A 23,630-nucleotide genomic window follows, 5' to 3' on the forward strand; every position below is an offset into this window, starting at 1 on the left:
GGCACGCGGCGGACCCCCCCGGCGGGCACCGGCCTGACCGCCTGGAGCTGCCGGGCGCCCGCGCTGGCGCCCGACCTGAGCGCCGTCGCGTTCATCGCCGACAGGGACGGCTCTCCGCGCGTCTGGGTCCAGCTTCTCGGCGGCGATCTGGAGGCGTTGCTCCCGGGAGGAGCGCCGGCCGGAGGGCCGGCCGGGGGAGAGACGGAGGCGTGGTCTCTCGACACCGGTCCTGAGCCCGCCGCCGACGTGAGCTGGTCTCCCGACGCACGGCGGCTGGCCGTCCTCGTCGTGCCGGGCGGCGGGGAGCACACCCAGGTCTGGACGGTCAGGCCCGACGGGAGCGATCTGCGCCCGCTGGCCGCGCCGGAAGGGGGATCGGCGTCGTTCGTGCGCTGGACCGGGCAGGGGGAGATCCTTCTCGTCGCCGAGGTCTCCGCGTCCGGCCGTACGGACGCGGTGCTCATCGACGCGGGCTCCGGCAGCCGGGAGGTCATCGCGGGCGGCGCGCTGATGCACCCGGCGGCGATCAGCCGTGACCACCGGCGGATGCTGCTGCGGCGCGGCCCGCGCGGCGTGCGCCGGATGTACGCGGCCGATCTTTCCGCCTTCCCCGGTGATCCCACCGGCCTTCCCGCCGCCCGTCCCGGTGATCTCACCTCGGGTATGTCCGGTCCCGACGGCTCCGCCGGTCCCGGGGCCCTCGCGTCCGGCCTCTCCGCTCCGGGGGATCTCGCACCTGGTCCTCTCGAAACCGGGGGCCTCGTCCCGGGACTCCCCGGCGGCCCTCATCCCGGGCTTCCCGAGGACCTCACCCCCGGCCTCTGCTCCGGCCTCTCCGCTGATCCTCCGGCCGGGCTCCGCTCCGATCTTCCCGAGGGTCATCTCGAGGACTTCCCGCCCGGCCTGCCCTCGGGGCTGCCCGACGAGGCCGCGGGCGATCTTCCAGGACCCGGGGAACAGCCGCTGCTGGCGGGGATGAACGGCTCCACCGACTACGGCATCCTCTCTCCGGACGGGACGGTCGCCTACCTGTTGTCCGACGTCGGCCGCGACCGGGCCGCGCTGCTCGCGGTGGGTGAGGACGGCGCGGAGGTCGTGCTGGCCGAGCGGGTGGACGCCGAACTCGACCAGTTCGCGCTGAGTGCCAACGGCCACCGCGCCGTCCTGGTGTGGAACGACAGCGGCCGGTCGGAACTGGAGGTGATCGAGCCGGCCACCGGGGCGGTGCGCCCGCTCCCGCCGCTGCCCGCCGAGGTGGTCTCCTCGATCAGGGTCTCGCTGGACGGCAGCCTGGCCGTCCTGGCGGTCGAGGGGCCCGGCGCCCCCTCCCACGTGGTGCTCTGCGATCTGGAGAACGGCGGCTACCGGCGGATCGCGGGGGACTCCCCGATCGCCGAGGCGGCCGAGGCGGAGTTGATGCGCTTCCAGGCGCGCGACGGCATGGAGCTGACCGGCTGGCTCTACCGGGTCCCCGGGGCCCGGGGACCGATGCCCTTCGTCGTCTACCTGCACGGCGGTCCGGAGAGCCAGGAACGGCCCACCTTCAACCCGCTGTTCCAGAACCTGCTGGCCGCCGGGATCGGGGTGTTCGCGGCGAACGTCCGCGGCTCGTCCGGGTTCGGCAGGGCCTTCCGCAACGCCGACAACCACGCGCTCCGCTTCGACGCGATCGACGACGTCGCCGACTGCGCCGTCGAACTGGTGCGGTCCGGTGTCGCCGAGGAGGCCAGGATCGCCTGCATGGGACGCTCCTACGGCGGTTACCTGACGCTGGCCGCCCTCGTCACCCACCCCCACCTCTTCCGCGCCGGGGTCGACGTCTGCGGTATGGCCGACTTCGAGACCTTCTACGACCGGACCGAGCCGTGGATCGCCGCGGCGGCCGTCAGCGAGTACGGCCACCCGGTCGCCGACCGTGACCTGCTGCGGGTGCTGTCGCCCCTGCACTCCTTCGACCGGCTGGCCGCCCCGTTGCTGGTCGTGCACGGCGCCCGCGACACCAACGTCCCGGTGTACGAGGCCGAGCAGGTGCTGCGGGAGGCGCGGGCCCGTGGCATCCCCTGCGAGTTGCTGCTGTTCGAGGACGAGGGGCACGAGATCCGGCAACTCGCCAACCGGGTGACCTTCGTCAAGAACGTCGTCGAATGGCTCAGGTGGCACCTGACCGCCCCCGCCCCGGCATGATGCTTTCCCACTGGGGCAGGCTCGGTGACAATGACGACATGCCGCGTACGGAGACACTGTGGGGAGCATGGGAACCGGCTCCGCTGGCCGAGGTCATCGAGCTGTTCGGCGGGCTGGAGACGCCCTGGTGGATCGGCGGAGGATACGCGATCGAGCTGGAGGTCGGCCGCGCCTACCGCGAGCACGCGGACATCGACGTCGGGATCCTCCGCCGGGACCAGGCCACGGCGCGCCGGTTGCTCGCGGGGTGGGACTGCTGGGCCGCCGACCCGCCGGGCACGCTGCGCCACTGGCCACGGGACGAGATCCTCCCGCCGGGCGTTCATGACGTCTGGGTCCGCGAGGACGCCGGCGGCCCGTGGCGGATCCAGCTGATGCTCGACGAGGCCGACGGGCAGGACTGGGTGTACCGGCGAGATCCGAGGATTCGCCGCCCGCTGGCGTCGTTCACGGTCGCCGAGGACGGTTTCTCGCGGATCGCGCCGGAGATCCAGCTCCTGTACAAGGCCAAGTCGCCGCGTCCCAAGGATGAACTCGACTTCGACGAGGTCCTGCCCCGGCTCGACGACGCGCGAAAGGCGTGGCTGGACGAGGCTCTGGCGACCGAACACGGCACCCACCCCTGGCACGCGCGCCTCCGCCGCTGAGCGGAAGAGCCGACCGTCAGGCGGAGGTCGTAGAGACCGATGCGGGATCGGGCTTGGACACACCCCAGTCGTCCGATGTCGCGATCATGTCAGCCGGAAGATCCAAACCACGCAGGATGCCGCCCGCCCGAACCGTCCGGTTTCCGGCGATGCCCACCCACAGGCCGTCGGCCCGGAGCTGTTTCAGCGACGAGCGGACATCCGGGTAGAGATCATCTTCGCCGAACCACTCCGGCTGCCCCGCCGCGGCTCGCCTCTCCCGCAGCCCTGATCACGACCAGCAGCCTACGACGCACCACCGTCTTCCATATGTCAGCCCCAGGCTCTCATGGCAAATTTCGGTGGGCTCGGCCGCTCGCATTGGGGATGTCCGGATACCTGGCTCTGGTCATGGGAGAAGCCGCTTTGGTGGGGCTTCTGGTCTTATGATCACTCGCATCGCCCGGAGATCGCGAGGAAGGACCCCAAGTGACCGACAAGAGGGATGAGCGGGACGCCGGCATCGACACGACCAGGCCCAGCATCGCCAGGGCCTATGACGTCGTCCTCAACGGCAAGGACAACTTCGAGGTCGACAGGGCCTTCGTCGCGGAGATCGTGAAGATCGTCCCCGAGATCTACGACGTGGCGACCTACAACCGTCAGATCCTCGGCCGGGGGGTGCGGTTCCTGGCGGAGCAGGGCATCACCCAGTTCATCGACCTCGGCTCGGGGCTGCCGACGGTGGAGAACACCCACCAGGTCGCCCAAGGCGCGAATCCCGAGGCGCGGGTCGTCTACGTCGACAACGACCCGATGGTGCTGGCCCACGGCCGGGCGCTGCTGGCGGAGAACGACCGTACCGCGGTGGTCACCTCCGACCTGCGCGACACCGAGGCGATCCTCGCCGACCCGGCGGTCAAGCGGCTCATCGACCGCGACCGGCCGGTGGGCGTGATGCTGGTCGGGGTCCTGCACCACCTGCACGACGACGACGATCCCCGGGGAATCGTCGAGGCCTACATGGCGGCGGTCCCATCGGGCAGCTACCTCTTCATCACCCACTTCTGCGCCTCCAGCCAGGACTCCCGTGACGCGGAGCAGAAGTTCCTCGCGCTGCTCGGCAGCGGCCGGTTCCGGACGCCGGAGGAGATCACCGCGTTCTTCGACGGGTTCGAGTTGCTCGAACCGGGTGTCGTCGCGCTGCCCCTGTGGCGACCCGACGGGCCGGTCCCGGCGCAGCTGACCGTGGGCCAGCGGCTCATGTACGGCGGGATCGCCTACAAGCGATAGTCCCGCGGTTGCCCCGGTCGACCTCCGCGCCGGACATGCCGGGGTGCCGTGTTGGGCCGGTCGGCCCGGCTGTCACGTACAACCTCGATGACGTGCGTCAGGTCGGCGTCGAAAATCGATTGCCGCGGCCGGCGCAGGCGGCCGCATCGACGGTGATGCGGCCCTCCGCTCGTGGCGGGAGTCGCTCAGTGCCCCGGCATGGAGGAACCCGGAGGTCTGGGTGCACGGCGACCTGTTGCCGGGCAACCTGCTCGTCGTCGACGGTCGCCTGTCGGCGGTCATCGACTTCGGCGGCCTCAACGTGGGCGATCCCGCATGCGATCTCCAGCCTGCGTGGAACGTGGTCGCAGGGGAAAGCCGCCTGCGCTTCCGGGCCGAACTCCGCGTTGACGACGCGTCATGGTCGCGCGGCCGTGGCTGGGCGCCCTATCAGGCCATGACAGGGCGCGTACTACTGGGATACCAACCCCGGGATGGTCCGCCAGACCGCACACGCGCTGGCGCAGGTGCTCGCCGACACTTCCCCGTGAGATGCCCGTGGCTCATTGACGACCCATCCGTACTGTCACAGGGGCGCCCCGGTCCGGCCCAACACGGCAGCACGTACCGGCGGGAAGGCCGGGGATTTTTATAAATCTACATTGTAAAGGGCGCGGGTCGTCGCGGGAAACGGTGACGACCCGCACCGTCCCCCGCGGCCCGCGTGATCCTTCGACGGAACCGTCGTCGATCATGAACTTGATGTAGTCCGAGCCGCCTGCGACCAACCGGGGGATGAAGGCGACGGCCTCCTCGGGTGTGGTCGAGAACGGCATCAGCGGCGGCCCGCCCCGGGGCTTTTGACCTCCGGCCCTCTCACTGTGCTCGCGAGGGTTGAAATCCTTGGGGAACAGCTCGCTGGGGTGCCCGCCGGGCGGGGTGATACCCATACCCGACGAGCGGACGTCGGCCACCGCGTCATTGTCGGTGATGTGCGCCCAGTTGTTCCTGGTGTTGGTGCCCTGCATCTCCAACTCGGTCGTCACCCCGAACCGCAACGCCAGCGCCTGCTCGCCGGTGTGCACGTGAGCGTCGAGCAGGCCCGGTAGCAGTGTGGCGCCGCGTGCGTCGACCGTGTCGGCTCCCGCGGGAGCATGCTCCCCGACCGAGCTGATGATTCCCCCGTCGATCACGACGGTCGGCTCACCCAGCACCCGCTCCCCGTCGAAGACACGCGCGCTAACGATCCTTGGTCGCTAGCGCCTCGTCGGAGCCTTCTTGGTCCGCGGGCACAGCGGTTCGAGGCTGCGCCGCCCGGGAGTGCCCGGGCCGGCATGCTGTCGCGGGTACCAGGGGCCGGCCGCTGGAGATCCATTCCGTGATCGAGCCGTCGTACACCCGTACCCCGGTGACGCCGGCTGAGCGCAGCGCGAGCCACACGGCCGGGGCGGAGATCGCCGCGCCGCAGTACGCGACGGCCGGTGTGTCGGCGTCGATCCCGGCCACGGTGGCCACCGCTCTGATCCGGGACGGCGGAAGGTGCAGCCCCGAGGAGTCGACGAGCATGCGCATCGGCAGCCTCGTCGCGCCCGGGATGAGCTGAGGTTCCTCCGCCCAACTGGAGTCGCGGCGGCAGTCGACGATGGGCAGGCCGGCCGTCTGGTGGGCGAGTAGATCGTCCAGGCCGACGACGGCGGGGCCGGTTCGGCTCAGGAACGGCGGGCGGGTCACGCCGGGCCGCCAGGAGATCGGCCCGGTCTCCACGGGCCCGCACGACCGCAGCCAGGCAGGCCACCCGCCGTCGAGGCGGAACACCCGCTTGAAGCCGTGGGCCCGCATCAGCCATATCAGCCGTGCCGCGGTGAACTGGTGGTTGTCGTCATAGGCGACCACGATGCTGTCGGTGCCGACGCCGAAACCGGCGAGCGCGGCGGCGAGCGATGCGGGGTCGGCGGCCCGGCCCGGTGGCTGCGGGCCGGGTGCCTGGGTGGCATCGAACCCGAGATAGACGGCGCCGGGTACGCGAGAGCGGCGGTACAGGTTCCGGCCGGCTGGACCGTCGCCCACGGGCCAGCGCGTGTCGAGGATCCGGACCGACGGCGCGCCGATCAATCCGGCCAGCTCATCGCAGGAGACGAGTAACTTCTCCACTGTCACCCTCCAGGTGGCCATGGCCGCGGCCCATACTGATCCCAAAAGGCTAGGACATGTCTTCAAAGTGATCTAGGTTCTTCGGGATCATCTGTTTCGTGATTCGCCGTCATCGTGGGCAGGCGCCGCGGCATAAGCCCAAATCATCATCCTCGATCACCGATCTGGAGGTTGGTGAGAGGGGCGTTAGTACACGGCACCCCATGACCGCCTCCGCGCTCTATCGCAGATATCCACAGAGACCGGCCCCTGCCGGGTGAAGGCGTTCACCTGGGACAGAACCGACGCGACCGCAGACAGTCGTCAAGTATCTGCGGCCAGCCGTTCCCGAAGGGATCCGACACAAAAGCCGCACGGTGCTGACCTGCCCGGACAGGGCTTAGCGTACGATCCGGCTCCAATGTTCCTTAGACCTCGATCCCCGCGACAACCCGTCCCCTCGGTCTGGGAGAGGAGCCGAGGCCAACGCTGGTCAGGCGCGCGCCAGCTCGGCCAGCAGCTCGTAGGAGCGCACCCGCGCCTCATGGTCCGAGACCATGGTCAGGGCCATCAGTTCGTCGGCTCCGCTGTGTTTGACGAGCTCGGTGAGCCGGTCGCGTACGGTGCCGGGGCCGCCGATGATCTGCGGGTCGAGGTGTTCGCGGACGAACCGCTCGCCCGAGGGGGTAAGCGAGTGGCGCTCGGCCTCCTCGGCGGTGGGAAAGAGCGTGAAGCGGTCCTCGGTGCGGAGCAGGAGCCGGCCCACGGCATAGCCCCGTGCCAGCCACCGGGCGCGCTCGTCGGAGTCGGCGGCGATCACGGTGGGGGCGACGATCGTGTACGGGTGGTCCAGCCACGCCGACGGCTCGAAGGCGTTGCGGTAGGCCTGCAGCGCGGCCACCGTACCGGCCGGGTTGATCTGGTGGGCGTAGGCGTACGGCAGGCCGAGCGCTCCGGCGAAGCGGGCGCTGGAGGTGCTGGTGCCCAGCAGGTACACGGGCGGGCGGGTCTCCGGTCGTGGGACGGCGCGCACGTCGGAGGACGGTTCCCCGGGGGCGAGGTAGCCCAGCAGTTCGCCGAGTTGGCCGGGGAAGTCCTCCTCGGCGGATGGCAGGCCCCGTCGCAGCAGGTGGGCGGCGGCCGGGTCGGTGCCCGATGCCCGGCCGATGCCGAGGTCGATGCGGCCGGGGTGGAACGCCTCCAGTGTCCCGAACTGTTCGGCCACCGTCAGCGGCGCGTGGTTGGGCAGCAGCACCCCGCCGGAGCCGACCCGGATCGTGCTGGTGGCGGAGGCGATCTGCGCGATCAGCACGGGCGGGACCGACGTGGCCAGACACGGCGTGTTGTGGTGTTCGGCGACCCAGTAGCGCGTGTAGCCGAGCCGCTCCACCCGGCGGGCGAGGTCCGTCGAGTTACGCAGGGACTGGGTCGCCGACGACCCTCGCCAGACGGGGACGGTGTCGAGCACCGACAGGCGGACGCCGGACAGATCTGTCATCAGGATGTTCTCCGTTCGTGGGGTCAACGTCGCTTGCCCGGGCCCGGCGCCGGCAGGCGTGTTGGGGGCCTGAGCGGGTCTGGTCTTCCGTGCCGCCCAGGGGGCGCCGGACGCGTGCGGGCCCGGGGGAGCGTGGCCGATGGCCATGTCATGCCGCGATCACAAAATTATTGAACTCATGCGTTCAATCTAACCGGCTGCCTTGTTCTGGGACGGCAGGAACCAGGCCACCAGGCCGACGACGATCGCCAGCCCGGCGACGACGGCGGAGGCGGTGGAGGCCCGGGACATCCCGGCCGCGACGTCGTCCCCGCCGGGGAGTCGCCGGTGTTGACCTCGGTGGCCATCTGGGCCTCCAATTCTTACTTGAGTGAACGTTATTTTGAACTCATACGTTCAAGTTGGCAAGCCGGATGTGGCCATGACTGGAGTAACCTCGAAGAGTGACCACCATCGAACGCGCGCGGTCGGGCCGGGGACGGATCGACAAGCGGACGGCGATCCTGGACGCCGCCGTGAAGGTCTTCTCCCAGGAGGGCTACGCCCAGGCGAACATCGACGCGATCGCGAGCCTCGCGGGGGTCGCCAAGCCCACCGTCTACAACCACTTCCACGACAAGGAGACCCTGTTCCGCACGGTCATGCGGGACAGCGCCGACCGGTCGACGGCCAGGATCATCGCCGCGTTCGCCACCCTCCCCGACGACGGCGCCGACCTCGCCGGTGAGCTGGAGAGGGTCGGCCACCTCATGGTCGAGTGCCAGCTCAGCGAGGAGGGCTGGGCGCTGCAGCGGCTGCTGTACGCCGAGGCCGCGCGCCTGCCCGACCTCTACGACGAGGTGGTCGCCCGCGGCGGCATCCCCGCGCTGAACGTGCTCGCCGGCCGGCTGGCCGGCCTGGCGAACCGGGGCCATCTGGAGATCGACGATCCGGCGGTCGCGGCCGGCCAGTTCATGGCGCTCGTCGCGGGCAACCTTCCGGCGCTGTCCGCGCTGGGCACCCGTCCGGTCAGTCCTGACGACCTCGCCGGCGCGGTCCGCGACGGCGTGCGCACGTTCCTGCGCGCCTTCGCCGCTCCGGCCAGACGCCGCTCGTCCCGCCGCCCCCGCGAGTCCTGAGCCTCCCGTCGCGCGACACATCCGAGGGAGGGGCGGTATGGGCTTCATGTCCGCTACCGGCCGACATTCTCCTACAGCCAAAATTCCCTAGGCCGAGGGCGCCGGCGCCGCGTCACCTGGAACCCTGATCGCCCGAGTGCGGGCTTCCGGCCGCTGAATCCAGGTCCTGCCGGAGCGTGGGCGGTTCTCGTCTTTACCGGCGAGGCCGGTCTTTCAGCGTATTTCTTTATCTTTGCGGCCTGCTGCTGATAACAGATCGGTAAGACCGTACTGTCATGGGCCGCATACAGTGTGTGATTTTTGCCAGGCTGGGGGAGGTCGGACGCGATACGGGAGGCGAGATGTACGGTGAGCATGATCGGACTCACGGCCACGGCCTCAACGCCAGACCGCGAGGGCGCATGCCGTACAGCGACTCGTGGCTCCGGCCACCTGATCCTCCTCGCTCCGCCGGACCCGCGACCCTCCCCGAGCCCGATGGGCAGTGGCAGGAGGAAGCGCCGGCACCCCACAGGACGGCGCGGCACCGGAAGGACGAGGAGGCGGGTGACGACGCCGTCCGGTCACCGGCCCACCGCTCCTGGACATACCTCGACAGCAGGCCGTTCTCCATGCCCCCGCCGCCCAGCCCCTGGCGGCGGCCGTGGTCGAGGCTCTCGCGCGACCAGCTCCTGGGGCCGGCGCTGGTCGCCGGGTTCCTCGTCGCCGCAGGGGTCGGCGTCTGGTCGTCCGGCTGGTCCCCGTGGGCCGGGACGCCCACCGCGAGCACGGTGCCCGCGCCTCCCGCGGAGCGCCTCCTCGCGGATCACGACACGGTGTTCACGCCACCGCGAGCCCCGGCGACGGCCGGGGCGGGGGCCTCCGCGGGGGAGCGGAAGACCTCGGCGGGCAAGGGGAGGGCGGCCGGGCGGAAGAAGGCGCCGCGCCGAGACCCGGTGCGGGTCATGCCGGCGGAGCGGGCCCTTTCCGGCTCTGCCGGAAGGTCCGGCAACGAATGGGTCAAGCGGGTGGAGCGGCACCGCGAGAGCGGGGAGGGGCGAGGCTCCGCGCGGACCGGCACCAGATCGGGAGAGGCCGGAAACGCCGCGCCGGTGACCGGAAGCACCGGCCGGGGAGCGGGCAATGCCGCAGGAGGCGCCGGTACCCGGGGGGACACCGGAAGCGCCGCATCGGGGCGGTCGCGCTCCGGGGTACGGAAGGCCCGGTCACAGCCCCGTACGGCCAGGACGGGTGCCCCGGACGCCAGGTCGCCCTCGCCCTCGGCGTCCAGGAGCAGGCCGTCGGATCCAAGTGCCGGGGGCGGGAGTGCCGCCGGTATCAGCGCCGCCTACGCCTGCCGCCACCTGCCCTCCGGCGACTGGCGCTACGCCTACTGCGTACGGGTCTGGAACGACTACAAGAGCAGGAACGGCCTGCCCTGATCGGGCTCGAAGGCCGGGAGAGCGCGACGGTTCCCCCGTCGTGGTGGCCGGGCGTAGTGCCGACGAGCTTGCCCGGACCGTCAAGCTGATCGAGCAGGAGGGCGGGCGGGCGAGTTTCGTCACCGCCGACGTCACCGTGGAAGACGATGTCGCCCGTATGGTCGCGACCACCGTGGAGCGCCACGGCGGCCTCCACATCGCCCACAACAACGCCGGGATCTTCGGCCAGGCCGCCCCGGTCGCCGACCTCGACACCGAGACCTGGCGGCGGGTCCTGGATGTCAACCTGACCGGCGCCTTCCTCTCGATGAAGTACGAGATCCAGCACATGCGCGCCCACGGCGGCGGCGCGATCGTCAACACCGCCTCCAACATCGGTGCGCACGGTCGGCTCCCCTGGCTGGGCTCCTATGCCACCTCCAAGGCCGGCGTGAGCACCCTGACCCGTGCCGCCGCTCGCGATCACATCGGCGACGGCATCCGTATCAACGCCGTCAGCCCCGGCGCCTCCGACGGGCCGATGTCCTACCTGCCCGGTGAGACCCGTGAGCGGCGCGACGCCCGGATCACGCCGTCGATCCCCCTCGGACGGGTCGGCACGCTCGACGAGGTCGCCGCCACCGTGCTCTGGCTGGCCTGTGACGAGGCGGGTTTCGCCGTCGGCCACGACCTCGTCGTCGATGGCGGGGCCACCGCCTGACCGGGTGACGCGCGCGTGGTCTCTCCCTCTCGGACGTGGGCCGACAGGGGGAGACCGTCCCATCATGTCGCCGGTGGCGGTCCGGTTCGTGATCTGGGTGAGCGAGGTGGCGGATTGCGGCCGATGTCCCAGCTGGGGCCGGGGGAGTGCGCGGTGCTCACGATCCTTGGCGTGAACTTGGGGTATCCCGGCGATTACTCATGGTCATCGCGGCGCATGAGGTCACGTGCAGATCAACCCTCAGTACCAACGGGAGTACCCATGCACATCCGCATCGCCGCGACGGGGCTCGTCGCCGTCGGCCTTCTCGTCACCCTGGCCACCGCCGGCGTCGCCACCGCCGCCACTGACGTCGCGGTCGTCCCCGCCCCGGCCGCGTGTGCCCAGGAGCATCTCGCGCTGCTGGACGCCGAGGACGCCATCGCAGGCGTCGAGGCCGTCCCGGAGGTCAAGGCCGCCCACGACGCCTTGGTGAAGGCCAGCGCCGCCGCGGACGTGGAGAAGCTCTCTCGGCAGACGCCCCCGAAACCGCTCGGGGCAGGCGTGCCGGAGGCGGATCCCGCCACCGCGAAGGCAATGGAGGCGTACAACGCCGCCGGGGCCAAGTATCTGCAGGCGCGCGACGCGGCGCTTTCGAAGGTCACGCCACTGCACCAGAGCTCCAGGGACGCGCTCAAGAAGTGCCTCCAGGTCGGCTCCGCCTGAACCCGATCGGATGACACGGGCCGGAGTCTCCCAAGCCGTGACCAGGGTGGGCGGTCAGTGGCGGCCGGGGACTCCGGCAGGAGGCGACACAGGCTGCTACCGGGATGCGGGCCAGTGCTCCGGCCTTCAGGCCGGGGGGCGCGTCAAAGAACTTCTGCCTCAGGGACGGATCGTCCTGCCGCGTGACCACTTCGCACCGGAGGGCGGAGTTCTGAGGAGGCGCCGGTATCGCCCGGGTCTGTCGTGCCTCTCCGTGCTCTTCCAGTGTCCCTCGTGGTTCCGGTTGCGTCGTTCGGCGTGAATACGGATGTCCGGTCGCTGTAATCTCCAACAATCCCGCAAGTGGCGCCGTGTTCGGCTACGCCTGCAAAATAAGACTGGACATCTCATGATAAATACTGCTGAAATGGTGTTTTTCGTGAATAAGTAATTCACCCTACGCAAGGGGCAGTCGGACACTCCCTGATGGTGGCGCATGGACACTGCTCTGTCGTTTCGCGTTCTCGGTCCACTTGAAGTCCTGGTAGGTGAGCGACGGGTCTCGATCGGAGGGTCACGCCAGCGAATTATTCTCGCCACGCTCATCCTGCGCGCGGGGCGGGTCGCCCCCGTCGACCTGCTCGCCGGGGCGATATGGGGCGAGCACCCGCCGCCCACCGCCCGCAGCCAGGTGGTCATCTGTGTCTCCGGGCTCCGCCGGGCCTTCCTGGAGGCGGGCGCCCCGGCGAACCTGCTCGGTACCTCCTCGCCCGGATACATCCTGCAGGCCGACCCCTCCCAGGTCGACGTCCTGCTCGCCGAGCGCCTCGCCGCCAAGGCGAGGGCCGCGGAGAGCGCCGGCGACCTCTCCGGCGCCGCCCGGCTGTTCGCCGAGGCGTGCGGTCTGTGGCGCGGTCCGGTTCTGGCGGGCATCGAGAGCGCGTTCGTCGAGTCCGAGGCACGACGGCTGGACGATCGCCAGCTGACGCTGACCGAGGAGCGCGTCCAGCTGGAGCTCGCCCTCGGCCGGCACCGGGAGCTGATCGACGACCTCGCCGTCTTCGTCGACGCCAACCCCCTGCGCGAGCGGCTGCGGGCCCAGCTGATGCTGGCCAGATACCGGTGCGGGCGCCGGGCGGAGGCGCTCGACACCTACCGGATCGGGCGGATGCAACTCGTCGAGGAGCTCGGCATCGAGCCGGGCACCGAGCTGCAGGCCCTGCACGACGCCATCCTGCGCGACGCCCCCGAGCTGACCCCGGCACCCGTCCGGGTGAGCGTGCCCGTCTCCGAGGCCGCCACCGGACCGGAGCCCGTGCCCGCGGAGCCCGTTGCGGTGATCCCGGTCGAGCACGGGGTGGTGCCCGCGCAGCTGCCCGCGGACGCGCCCTGCTTCGTCGGCAGGACCACCGAGATCGCCGAGTTGGACGCCCTGCTGGACAAACGGATCGGCCAGGGGCTGCTCACCATCGCGCTCATCACCGGGGTGGGCGGGGTCGGCAAGTCGGGGCTCGCCGTGCACTGGGCGCACCGGGTCGCCTCCCGCTTCCCCGACGGCCAGCTCTTCGTGAACCTGCGCGGCTACGACCTCAACGCCCAGCCGTTGACCCCCGGCGCGGTCATGGACCGCTTCCTGCGGGCCTTCGGCATCGCCGGCGAGCGCATCCCCGAGGACCTGGACGAGCGCGCCGGCCTGCTGCGCACCGTCATCGGCAGGCGTCAGGTGCTGCTGCTGCTGGACAACGCCCGGTTCATCGACCAGGTCAGGCCGCTGCTGCCCGGCTCCGGCACCTGCTGTGTGATCGTGACCAGCAGGGACCCGCTGGGCGACCTGGCCGCCAGGGAGGGCGCCAGCGTGATCCATCTGGAGGTGCTGGGCGCGGCGGACTCCGCCGCGCTGCTCGCCGGGGTCGCCGACTCCGTGGTCATGGACGAGGACCCCAAGGCCGCCGCGCTGCTCGGCGAGCTGTGTGACGGGCTGCCACTGGCACTGCGGATCGTGGGCGCCCGCCTCACCGCCCGCTCGTACTGGACCCCGGCCCGCCTGGCCAAGCGTCTCGCCGACGAGCGGCGCCGGTTGGACGAGCTGAGTTACGGCCAGCTGACCGTACGGGCCAGCTTCGCCCTCAGCTACCGCGACCTGAGCCCCGAGGCGGCGCTGATGTTCCGCAGGCTGGGGCTGCTCGAGGCGCCCGACTTCGCCTCCTGGGCGGGTGCGGCGTTGCTCGACATCGACGGCCTCGACGCCGAGGACCTGATCGACCAGCTGGTGGACGCCCAGCTCGTCGAGGTGCTCGGCCCCGACGGCGCCGACCAGATCCGCTACCGCTTCCACGACCTGGTCCGGCTGTACGCCAGGGAGCGGGCCGATGAGGAGGAGCCGCCCGAGGACCGGCTCGCCGCCGTCACCCGCTCCCTGAGCTGCTGGCTCGTGCTGGCCGAGGAGGCACACCAGCGGGAGTACGGCGGAGCTTTCACCCAGCTGCACGGCGCGGTGCCCCGGTGGCGGCCGGCCGACGCGGACGAGCTCCTGGAGCGGCCACTCGACTGGCTGGACGCCGAACGCGGCGCTCTGGTCGCCGCCGTCTCCCAGGCCGCCCACCTCGGCGCGTCCGAGCTGTGCTGGGACCTCGCCGTCACCGCCACCACCCTGTTCGAGGCCCGGAGCCACTTCGACGACTGGCGCACCACCCATGAGACGGCCCTCGCCGCCGCTCGCCGGGCCGGCGATCTGCGCGGTGAGGCGGCCGTTCTCTGCTCGACGGGAAGCATGTATCTCTTCCAGCAGGTGCCGGAGCGGGCGGGCGAGTGCCTGTGGGCGGCGCGCGAGCTGTTCGAGCGGCTTGAGGACTCGTACGGGATGGCGCTGGCGCTGCGCAACATCTCACTGCTGGACCGGCTCGCGGGCCGCTTCGACACGGCGCTCGACGGGTTCCTCACCGCGAAGAGGATCTTCGCCGCGGTCGGGGACCGCTTCGCCGAGGCCCACGTGCTCGGCGGCATCGCCCAGGTCCACGTCGACCAGGGGAGGGTGGAGCTCGCCGAACCCCTGTTGAGGCAGGCCCTGGAGGTCTTCCGGCAGCTGGGCAGTGAGCGGGGTCAGGCGCAGATACTCAACAGGCTGGGGGAGACACTGCTGCGCCAGGATCGGCTGGGGGAGGCGGAGGCGACCTCCCGGGCCGCGCTCGCCCTGGTCAGGGAGCGGCAGGACGACATCGGGCAGGCGTACATCCTGTGTGGGCTGGGGGAGATACAGGTCCGCCAGAACCGGCTGGAGGCCGCCGTGGAGAGTCTCGACGAGGCGCTGGCCATCGCCCAGGGGGTGCGCGAGCGTTTCGTGGAGGCGCGGATCCACCTGGCCTTCGGCCAGTTGCACGCCCGGCGCGGCCGGTTCGACGAGGCGGTGGCCTATCTGCTTGAGACCTTCGAGATATCCACCGAGCTGGATACCCGGCTGTGGCAGTTCAGGGCGCTGTCCGCGCTGGGGGAGGTGTTCATCCTCAAAGGGGACGAGGCCGCCGCCTCCGATGCGCTGAATCGCGCCCTGGATTGTTGCACCGATACCGATTCCGAGGATTACCGGCGAATCAGGGCGCGACTGGCTACTTTATCGGGAATTTCCGCTGAATCATCAGGTCCATGTGCTGTCGCCGGTGATGTGAGCGACTGACGAGGCTGCGGTGATCGTACCCTGAACGACGGCCACAGGCAGGGTGAAGAGCGCGGCAGTGGCGGTGACCTTCGCGACCCAGGTAATCCACCGAGACATTTTCAACCTCATTCATCCGTGGTGTTTTCGTTCCTTCTTTCGTTCTGCGACAAACGTAGAATGGGGCGCGATCGAGTCGATATCACATCGGCTACCGCTTGATATCCGGGGTCGCGTCGCGCATCAGCACCGCCGTGAGCAGCACGTCCGCTCCCCACGCCAGGTGCTCGGGGGCGGTGTACTCCCCGGGGGCGTGGCTCACCCCGTCTCTGCTCGGCACGAATATCATCCCGACGGGCGCGATCCGCGCCACGATCTGGGCGTCGTGGCCGGCGCCGCTGGGCAGGCGGTGGTAGGGCAGGCCCTGCTCGGCCGAGGCGCGGGCGATGAGCTCCCGCAGGCCCGCGTCACAGTCGACCGGAGAGGTACGCGCACCGGGGACGACCGTGACGCGGGTGCCGGTCGCGCCGGCCACTTCGGCGGCGACCTCGGCCAGCCGCGCCAGTGCCGTGTCCAGCGCCCCGGCCGAGGTGTCGCGGAACTCCACCCCCAGCCGGACCCTGCCGGGGACGACGTTCCACATGCCGGGCTCGACGGCGCATGTCCCGGTGGTGGCGCGCAGCACCAGCCGCTCGTCGGCGGCGATGGCCCGCACGGCCAGTACCAGCCGGGCGGCGCCGTCCAGCGCGTCCGCCCGGTGCTCCATGGGCGTGGTGCCCGCGTGCCCGGCCACGCCGTCGACCGTGACCGAGACGTTCACCCGCCCGGTGATCGTCTCCACCACCCCGATCGGTACGTCCAGGCGTTCCAGCACCGCTCCCTGCTCGATGTGCAGCTCCAGGTAGGCGGCGATGTCGCGGGGTGACCAGGCCGCCTCGGCCAGCCGCTCGGCGTCGCCCCCGACCGCGGCCAGCAGGTCGGCGACCGGGATGCCGCGATCGTCCAGGACGCGCGCCGCGCCGGGCGGCAGCACCCCGGCGAAGCCGTGCGAGCCCAGCATGCCCATCGTCCCGTGGGCGCCCTCCTCGTCGCAGAAGGCCACCACCGCGAGCGGGTGGTTCAGCCGCACGCCCTCCTCGTGCAGGGTCCTGGCCACCTCGATGCCGGCCAGCACCCCGTAGGCCCCGTCGTAGGCGCCGCCGTCCGGCACCGTGTCGATGTGCGAGCCCAGGACCAGCGCGGGCGCCCCCGGCGCGGCGCCGGGGCGGCGGCCGATCAGGTTGCCGGCCGCGTCGATCCGTACGGCCAGCGCGGCCTCCTCCATGAGCCGCGCGACGTAGGCGCGGCCCTCCACATCCGCGGGGGTGAACGCCAGCCGGGTCACCCCGCCGCCGGGCACCGCGCCGATGGCGCCGAGCCCGGCCACCTGCTCCACCAGACGCCCGGCGTTGACACGGGGCCGGGTCCCCTGCAGGACGGTCATGGCGTACGCAGGGATTTAGGGCGCATGTCTGTCCAGACCCGCTCGATGTGCGCCAGGCAGTCGTCCCGGCCGCCGAGGGTTCCGGTGGCGGTCCACCCGGCGGGCAGGGCCCGGTCGTGCGGCCAGATGGAGTACTGCTCCTCGTGGTTGACCACCACTACGTAGGTGCTCACGTCAGACCTCCAGGTCACCGATCGTGGTCGAGTCGTCCCGCACGGCGCTCGTCCGGGAGGAGCGCGCCGCCCGCGCGGTACGCGGTGTCATCTCGTAAGGGGAAGGCCGGGGCCGGACACCAGGGCGGTGATCGACCGCTCCAACTCGCCGGCCATCGCGGCGACCGTCTCCGGAAGGAACAGTGCCGTGTCGTACTCCAGGACCGCTCGCGCGTGGCCGCCCAGGTCGGTGACCTCCAGGGCCAGGTCGAACTGCGAGGTGCCCAGCGGCATGACCAGCCGGTCGGCCGTCACCCCGGGCAGCCGGTCGTCGGCCGACTCCAGCAGGCGCCGGTCGTGCAGGGTGAACAGCACGTCGAACGGGGTCCTGCGGTCCCTGCCCAGCTCCGCGGTCAGCTTCGACAGCGGCAGTTCCTGGTGCTCGTAGGCGCCCAGCAGGCTCTGCCGGACCCGGCCGACGACCTCGGTGAAGGTGTGCGCCTCGGCCAGCGGGGTGCGGACCGCCACCGTGTTGACGAAGTGCCCGATCAGGTCGGCGACCTCGCTCCTGGAGCGGCCGGACACCACCGAGCCGACCGTCACGTCCCAGACGCCGGTGCGGCGGGCCAGCCAGACCTTGAAGGCGGCCAGGTAGACCATGTGCGGTGTGGTGTCGGTGGCGCGGCACAGCCCGCGTACGTCGACGGGCAGTTCGAAGGCGTGCTGGGCGCCCTGGAACAGCGGCCGTCTGGGGCGGGGCAGGTCGGTGCGGAGCGCGGTGCGCGGTGCGCCCGCCAGTTGCCTTCGCCAGTAGTCCACCAGGCCGGACAACCGCTCACCGGTCAGCGACTCGCGTTCCCAGACGGCGAAGTCGACGTAATGGGTGCCGGGCGGCGCCGGTTCGGCCGAGCCCTCGACCCGGTTGCGGTAGAGGGCACACAGCTCCCGCCAGAAGATCGCGGTCGACCAGCCGTCGAAGACGATGTGGTGCGCCAGGACGAGCAGCACGTGCTCGGTGGGGGAGACCCGGTACAGGACGGGCCGCAGCAGCGGGCCGCCGGCGAGGTCGAACGGTCTGCGGTACTCCTGGAGGATGAGCCCGGCGGCGTCGGCCGTCTCCACCACCGGCAGCGGCACCGGCGCCGGGTCCGCCACCCGCTGCACCGGCCCCTGCCTGGTCATCGTGAACGTGGTGCGCAGCGACTCGTGCCGGGCGACCACCCGCCCGATCGCCCACTCCAGCGCCTCGACGTCCAGGGGGCCACGGAGCCGGAACGCGTGCGGCGCGTTGTAGGCGAGGCTCGCCGGGGCCAGGTGGTTCAGCACCCACAGGCTCTCCTGGGCGTAGGAGAGCGGGTATCCGGCGCCGGGCGTCCTGGGCAGCGGGCGGGGCCCGGTCCCGGCGGGACCGGCCAGCCAGGCGGCCAGCTGGGCGGCGGTCAGGTGGTGGAAGACGTCGGAGATCGACACCTGCACGCCCAGCCGGTCCTGGATCCGCATCGCCACCTGGACCGCGGCCAGCGAGTGGCCGCCCAGGCCGAAGAAGTCGTCGTCCGGGCCGATCTCGCCGGGTTCCAGATCGAGCACCTCACTCCAGACGGCGGTGACGACATCCAGCAACTCGGCCGGAACCCGGCCGGTCGTGCCCGTGTTCCCGGCCGGGGCGCCCGCGCGCGGGGCCGGGCCGTGCGGGATCGCCGGGGGACTCACCGCCGCGGCGGCCGGGTCCCCGCTCCCTGCTCCGACATCGGGACGGGGCTCCCACGCAAAGGCCGCCACCGGACGGCCGGGGTCGCCGGCCGCGAAGTCCAGTACCCGCAGGTAGCCCTGGGCGAGCCAGGCGATCGTGTCCGCGTCGAACAGGTCGGTGTTGTAGCGCAGCAGGCCGGAGATCTCGCCGTCCGCGGCGACCAGCTCCAGCTCCACGTCGAAGCGGACGGTCCGCTGGTCGAGGGGGTACGTCGACAGGGTCAGCTCGCCCAACCGCAGCAGCATGCCCCGCTCGCCCGCCGAGGAGGCGCCCAGCGGCGACGCCGCCTCGGGGGACTCGGTCCGGACGATCTCCCCCCGGTGCGAGGCGCGCAGCGTGAACGCCACGTCGAACAGCGGGGAGCGGCTGGGGTCGCGGTGCGCGCCCAGCCGCTCCACCAGCAGCGGGAACGGGTAGTCCTGGTTGTCCAGGGCGCCGAGCACCGCCCGCCGGGTGCGGTCGAGCAGCTGCGAGAACCCGGGGTTCCCCGACAGGTCGGCGCGGAGTACGACCGGGTTGACGAAGTAGCCGGCGACGTCGGAGAACTCTGGGCGGCTGCGCCCGGAGGTCCAGGTGCCGAGCAGGAAGTCCCGCTGGCCGGAGGCCCGGCCCAGCAGCACCTGGAAGGCGGCCAGCAGCGTCGTGTACAGGGTGGCCCCGCCGCCCGCGGCCAGCTCCCCGACCGCCGCCGACCGTTCGGCCCCCAGCCGGAAGGCGTGCGAGGCGCCCCGGAAGGTCTGGTCGGCAGGGCGCGGCCGGTCGGCGGGCAGTGCGAGCACCGGCGGCGGGTCGGCCAGCAGACGCGTCCAGTAGGCCGCCATCCTGGCCCCCTCCGGCCGGGCCAGCATCGCCGCCTGCCAGGCCACGAAGTCGGCGTAGGTCGCGGCGGGTGGCGCGCAGGCGGGCTCGGAGCCGCCGCGCAGCGCCGTGTACGCCTGCCCCAGCTCCTCCAGCAGCGTGAACAGCGACCAGCCGTCGATCGCGATGTGATGGGTGACCCAGAGCAGCACGGGTGCCGCCGCCGGGCGCCGTACCAGCACGACCCGCAGCACCGGGCCGCGCTCCAGGTCGAACGGGCCGGCCGCCTCGGCGCCGAGCAGGGCCGCGAGGTCCTCCTCGGGCGCGAGGGCGACGACGCGGAAGTCCAGCTCCCCCTGCGGGGCGACCCGCTGTACCGGCGTGCCCTTGACGTGCCCGTACGTGGTGCGGAAGATCGGGTGCCGCGCCACCAGCCAGGCGAACGCGCCACGCAGCGCCTCCGGGTCGGCCTCGCCGTGCACCGTCCAGGCGAACGGCATGTTGTAGGCGACGCTGGCCTCCCCGCGCATCCGGTCCATGAACCACAGGGACTGCTGGCCGTAGGAGAGCGGAAAGGGCGCGGCGCCCGATTTCATCAGCTTGGCGAGCAGGGCGCGCTTGTCCGCCTGGGACAGCGGCGCTCGGGTCTCCATCGAAGTCCTCCAGTGGGGGGTCAGGTCGCCGGGACGGTCAGACGCTCGACGAGGGAGACGGCCTCCTCGGGGGAGGCGACGGAGTGGAACATCGACTGCCCGGCCAGGGAGATCAGCTCGAACCGCCGCAGGGTCTCGACCAGGCTGATGAAGCCGTCCCAGACGCCCTCGGCGTTCACGATGACCAGCGGTTTCTCGGACATGCCCAGGTAGGTGGCGGAGATCACCTCAAGGATCTCGTCCAGCGTCCCGTAGCCTCCGGGCAGCGCGATGAAGGCGTCCGCGCCGCGCAGCATGTGCTCCTTGCGCCGGTGCAGGCTGTCGGTCAGGTGCGTCTCCTGCGCCGGCGCGGCGATCGCCCGCTCCCGCTCGTACAGGAACCGGGGGATGATCCCGCGGATGGTCGCGCCGGTCTCCGAGGCGGCCCACGCCACCTCGCCCATCAGGCCGGAGCCGCCACCGCCGTAGATCAGGCGGTGGCCCCGCTGCCCGATGAGCCTGCCGGTCGCCCTGGCCATGTCGACGATGATCTGTGAGTTGCTCCGTCCCGCGCCGCAGAAGACGCAGATCTCCAGTGGTTTGCCGCCCCCGCGCACACCCGCGCCGGGTTGGAGGATCGTCGAGGTCATCGCTGTCTCCCTAGGAGGACCGGTAGCGCGTGATCGCCGGCAGGTGCCGTTCGCGGAGTTCGTGGTCGCGCACGCCGAGACCCTCGGCGGGGGCGAGGCAGAGCACGCCGATCTTGCCCTGGTGGGTGTTGCGGCGGACGTCGTGCACGGCCTCGGCGCTCTGCTCCAGGGCGTAGGTGCGCGACAGGGTCGGGTGGACGCGTCCCTGGGCGACGAGCCGGTTGGCCTGCCAGGCCTCGTGGTAGTTGGCGAAGTGCGTGCCGACGACGCGCTTGAGGCTCATCCACAGGTACCGGTTGTCGAAGGAGTGCATGAACCCGGTGGTGGAGGCGCAGGTCACGACCGTCCCGCCGCGCCGGCAGACGTAGACGCTCGCGCCGAAGGTCTCCCTGCCGGGGTGCTCGAACACGATGTCGGGGTCGTCGCCGCCGGTCAGCTCGCGGATACGGCTGCCGAAGCGCCGCCATTCGGCGACGTCGGGGGTGTGCTCGTCGAGCCAGAAGGAGAAACCCTCCGCGGACCGGTCGATGATCAGGGAGGCGCCCGCCTTCCTGGCCAGCTCCGCCTTCTCGGGGGAGGAGACGACGCAGATCGGGGTGGCGCCACCGTTCAGCGCGTACTGGGTGGCGTAGGAGCCGAGCCCGCCGGAGGCGCCCCAGATCAGCACGGTGTCGCCCTGCTTCATGGCCGCGCCGTTGCGCGAGACCAGCTGCCGGTAGGCGGTGGAGTTGACCAGGCCGGAGCAGGCGGCCTCCTCCCAGGTCAGGTGGGCGGGCATCGGCATCAGCTGGTTGGCCTTGACCAGCGCCAGCTCCGCCAGGCCACCGAAGTTGGTCTCGAATCCCCAGATCCGCTGCTGCGGGTCGAGCATGGTGTCGTCGTGCCCCTCGGGGTCCTCCAGCTCCACCGACAGGCAGTGCGCGACGACGCGGTCACCGGGCTTCCACTTGGTGACGCCGGGGCCCACCCGCAGTACGACGCCGCTGACGTCCGAGCCGAGCACGTGGTAGGGGAGGTCGTGGCGGCGGGCCAGCTCGCTGCGGCGGCCGTAGCGGCGCAGGAACCCGAAGGTGGGCACCGGTTCGAAGATCGCTGACCAGACGGTGTTGTAGTTGACCGAGCTGGCCATCACCGCCAGCAGTGCCTCGCCGGGACCGACCTCGGGGGTGGCGACCTCCTCGACGTGCAGTGATTTGCGCGGGTCCTTGTCCTCGCTGCGCATCCCGGCGAACATGTCGACCTCGTCGGCGTGCACGGTGACGCCCCAGTAGGACTCCGGTACGGCCAGCGCTTCGAAGTGGCCGGGGTCGTGCTCGCCGGACAGGATCGCGTCTCGGATCGCGGTGGTCATCGCGCTGCCTCCAGGGCGAGTCGGTCGAGCTTGCCGTTGGGGTTCAGGGGGAGGAGGGGAACGGTGCGGAACCGGGCGGGGACCATGTGCGCGGGCAGCCGCTCGCCGCACAGGGAGCGCAGCTCGCGGGGGGAGAGCGGGGTGCCGACCAGGTAGGCGACGATCAGCGGCTCGCCGCCGGGCGGGGTTCGCACGATCACGGCCGCGTCGCTCACGCCGGGCGTGCGCCGCAGCACGGCCTCGATCTCGCCCAGCTCGACGCGGAAGCCGCGGATCTTGACCTGGGAGTCGATACGGCCCAGATACTCGAAGGACCCCGACTCCAGCTGCCGTACCAGGTCGCCGGTTCGGTACCAGCGCCGCCGGCCGTCGCCCAGGTCGGCCACCGGGAACTTCTCGGCGTTGAGTGCCGGGCGGCCGACGTAGCCGGTGGCCAGGGCGGTGCCGCCCACCCACAGCTCGCCCTCGGCACCGGTGGGCACCGCGTGGCCGTCCGTGCCGACGACGGCGGTGCGGACGTGGCGCAGCGCCCGGCCGATGTTCGTGGGCCCCGAGGTGTCCTCCACCATCGCGCGGTCCACGACCGTGCAGGTGGAGAAGACCGTCGTCTCGGTGGGACCGTAGATGTTGACGATCTGTTCACGCCCGCCGGTCAGGTCCATCCAGGCGCGGATGGTGTCGCGGTCGATGGCCTCGCCGCCGAAGATCAGGTAGCGCAGCGCGAGCGGCCGGGGGCTCTGCTCCATGGCCCAGGCCAGATACCTGAACATGCTGGGCACCTGGCAGAGTACGGTCACCCGCTCGGCGTCCAGTGTCGTCAGCAGCAGCCGTGGGTCGCGCCCGGCGGCGACCGGGACGGCGACCACGCGCCCGCCGTGCAGCAGAGCCCCCCACATCTCCCAGACCGAGAAGTCGAAGCAGTGGCTGTGAAACCAGCTCCACACGTCGCCGGATCCGAAGGAGAACCGCTCGCGGGCGGAGCGGAACAGCTCCAGCACCGCGCCCTCGGGGGTGGCGACGCCCTTGGGGGTCCCGGTCGAGCCGGAGGTGTAGATGATGTGGGTGGGGATCTCAGCGGAGCGCTCGACGGGCGGCAGCACGTCTCCGGTCGCCCCGGTGACCTCGACCCTCGGCACCCCGGCGAACGGCCATGGCCCGTCCGGGTCGGCGCAGATCGCACGCAGCTCGCTGTCGCCGGCCATGAACCGCACCCGCTCGGCGGGGTAGTCGGGGTCGAGGGGGACGTAGGTGCAGCCGTGGCCGATCACCGCCACGATGGCGGCGACGACCCGCCAGGAGCGCCGCATGAAGATGCCGACCCGGTCGCCGGGGACCAGCCCCAGCTCGTCGAGCGAGCGGCGGATCTCGGAGGCGGCGCCCGCCAGTTCCGCGTAGCTCACGGATCGGTGTTCGTCGGTGACGGCGAGCGCGTCGGGCCGCCGCCGCACGTGCTCGTAGAAGGCCGAGGCCAGGGAGCCGAATTCTTCGTCCACAGATCAGGACGATCTCCAATAGCACGACATATGGGTATT

The 23,630-nt window shown here is 71.4% G+C and carries 18 protein-coding genes; 9 read left to right on the plus strand and 9 right to left on the minus strand.

The annotated features are described in order from the left end of the window. From ACWD3H_RS40570 to ACWD3H_RS40585, 4 genes are all read left to right on the plus strand, one after another. Positions 1-2,184, plus strand: a 2,184-nt coding sequence (locus ACWD3H_RS40570; RefSeq protein WP_451958811.1) for a S9 family peptidase, incomplete at its 5' end; no start/stop codon positions are given. Between the two features lie 38 nt (positions 2,185-2,222). Then, positions 2,223-2,831: a nucleotidyltransferase domain-containing protein gene (locus ACWD3H_RS40575; protein ID WP_451958812.1), complete on the plus strand. Its 609-nt coding sequence runs from the start codon at positions 2,223-2,225 to the stop codon at positions 2,829-2,831. Positions 2,832-3,299: 468 nt separating this feature from the next. After that, positions 3,300-4,103 (plus strand): SAM-dependent methyltransferase, encoded by an 804-nt coding sequence (locus tag ACWD3H_RS40580; RefSeq protein WP_451958813.1) that lies wholly within the window; start codon positions 3,300-3,302, stop codon positions 4,101-4,103. Between the two features lie 145 nt (positions 4,104-4,248). Then, positions 4,249-4,737, plus strand: coding sequence for a phosphotransferase (locus ACWD3H_RS40585; protein WP_451958832.1), 489 nt, complete (start codon positions 4,249-4,251; stop codon positions 4,735-4,737). Here ACWD3H_RS40585 and ACWD3H_RS40590 read toward each other — a convergent pair. The 3 genes from ACWD3H_RS40590 to ACWD3H_RS40600 all read right to left on the minus strand — a co-directional run bounded on the left by ACWD3H_RS40590 (position 4,646) and on the right by ACWD3H_RS40600 (position 7,710). Continuing rightward, positions 4,646-5,296, minus strand: coding sequence for a hypothetical protein (locus tag ACWD3H_RS40590; RefSeq protein ID WP_451958814.1), 651 nt, complete (start codon positions 5,294-5,296; stop codon positions 4,646-4,648). The two genes, ACWD3H_RS40585 and ACWD3H_RS40590, sit on opposite strands and share 92 nt — an antisense overlap. Positions 5,297-5,321: 25 nt before the next feature. Further along, the gene (locus ACWD3H_RS40595) at positions 5,322-6,233 is read right to left on the minus strand and encodes a sulfurtransferase (RefSeq protein ID WP_451958815.1); all 912 of its coding nucleotides are present in this window, start codon (positions 6,231-6,233) and stop codon (positions 5,322-5,324) included. Positions 6,234-6,705: 472 nt separating this feature from the next. Continuing rightward, positions 6,706-7,710: an LLM class flavin-dependent oxidoreductase gene (locus tag ACWD3H_RS40600; protein WP_451958816.1), complete on the minus strand. Its 1,005-nt coding sequence runs from the start codon at positions 7,708-7,710 to the stop codon at positions 6,706-6,708. 443 nt (positions 7,711-8,153) lie between these two features. Here ACWD3H_RS40600 and ACWD3H_RS40605 point away from each other — a divergent pair, with 443 nt between their 5' ends. The 5 genes from ACWD3H_RS40605 to ACWD3H_RS40625 all read left to right on the plus strand — a co-directional run bounded on the left by ACWD3H_RS40605 (position 8,154) and on the right by ACWD3H_RS40625 (position 15,303). Beyond that, complete coding sequence (locus ACWD3H_RS40605; RefSeq protein ID WP_451958817.1) at positions 8,154-8,828, plus strand: TetR/AcrR family transcriptional regulator; 675 nt, start codon at positions 8,154-8,156, stop codon at positions 8,826-8,828. A 341-nt stretch (positions 8,829-9,169) separates the two neighbouring features. Continuing rightward, entirely contained in the window at positions 9,170-10,249 is a 1,080-nt protein-coding gene (locus ACWD3H_RS40610; protein WP_451958818.1) for a hypothetical protein, read from the plus strand. Continuing rightward, positions 10,134-10,949 carry an SDR family NAD(P)-dependent oxidoreductase gene (locus ACWD3H_RS40615; protein WP_451958819.1) on the plus strand — a complete coding sequence of 272 codons (816 nt, stop codon included), beginning with the start codon at positions 10,134-10,136 and terminating at the stop codon, positions 10,947-10,949. Before ACWD3H_RS40610 ends, ACWD3H_RS40615 begins: the two co-directional genes overlap by 116 nt. A gap of 261 nt (positions 10,950-11,210) precedes the next feature. After that, a complete protein-coding gene (locus ACWD3H_RS40620) occupies positions 11,211-11,654 on the plus strand; it encodes a hypothetical protein (RefSeq protein WP_451958820.1) in 444 nt (147 codons plus the stop codon). 475 nt (positions 11,655-12,129) lie between these two features. Beyond that, complete coding sequence (locus ACWD3H_RS40625; RefSeq protein WP_355557026.1) at positions 12,130-15,303, plus strand: AfsR/SARP family transcriptional regulator; 3,174 nt, start codon at positions 12,130-12,132, stop codon at positions 15,301-15,303. A 190-nt stretch (positions 15,304-15,493) separates the two neighbouring features. On the opposite strand, the gene ACWD3H_RS40630 is transcribed toward ACWD3H_RS40625, so the two are convergent. From ACWD3H_RS40630 to ACWD3H_RS40655, 6 genes are all read right to left on the minus strand, one after another. Beyond that, a complete protein-coding gene (locus ACWD3H_RS40630) occupies positions 15,494-16,765 on the minus strand; it encodes an allantoate amidohydrolase (protein WP_451958821.1) in 1,272 nt (423 codons plus the stop codon). Continuing rightward, the gene (locus tag ACWD3H_RS40635; RefSeq protein ID WP_355557032.1) at positions 16,762-16,938 is read right to left on the minus strand and encodes an MbtH family protein; all 177 of its coding nucleotides are present in this window, start codon (positions 16,936-16,938) and stop codon (positions 16,762-16,764) included. The genes ACWD3H_RS40630 and ACWD3H_RS40635 overlap by 4 nt, the downstream gene beginning before the upstream one ends. Positions 16,939-17,025: 87 nt before the next feature. Beyond that, a complete protein-coding gene (locus tag ACWD3H_RS40640) occupies positions 17,026-20,118 on the minus strand; it encodes a condensation domain-containing protein (RefSeq protein WP_451958822.1) in 3,093 nt (1,030 codons plus the stop codon). A 20-nt stretch (positions 20,119-20,138) separates the two neighbouring features. After that, positions 20,139-20,747 carry an LOG family protein gene (locus ACWD3H_RS40645; protein ID WP_350925206.1) on the minus strand — a complete coding sequence of 203 codons (609 nt, stop codon included), beginning with the start codon at positions 20,745-20,747 and terminating at the stop codon, positions 20,139-20,141. A 10-nt stretch (positions 20,748-20,757) separates the two neighbouring features. Continuing rightward, the gene (ccrA, locus tag ACWD3H_RS40650; protein ID WP_451958823.1) at positions 20,758-22,098 is read right to left on the minus strand and encodes a crotonyl-CoA carboxylase/reductase; all 1,341 of its coding nucleotides are present in this window, start codon (positions 22,096-22,098) and stop codon (positions 20,758-20,760) included. Further along, entirely contained in the window at positions 22,095-23,591 is a 1,497-nt protein-coding gene (locus ACWD3H_RS40655; RefSeq protein ID WP_355557042.1) for an amino acid adenylation domain-containing protein, read from the minus strand. The genes ccrA and ACWD3H_RS40655 overlap by 4 nt, the downstream gene beginning before the upstream one ends. Between the last annotated feature and the right edge of the window lie 39 nt (positions 23,592-23,630).

Source organism: Streptosporangium sp. NPDC002607, assembly GCF_053592655.1.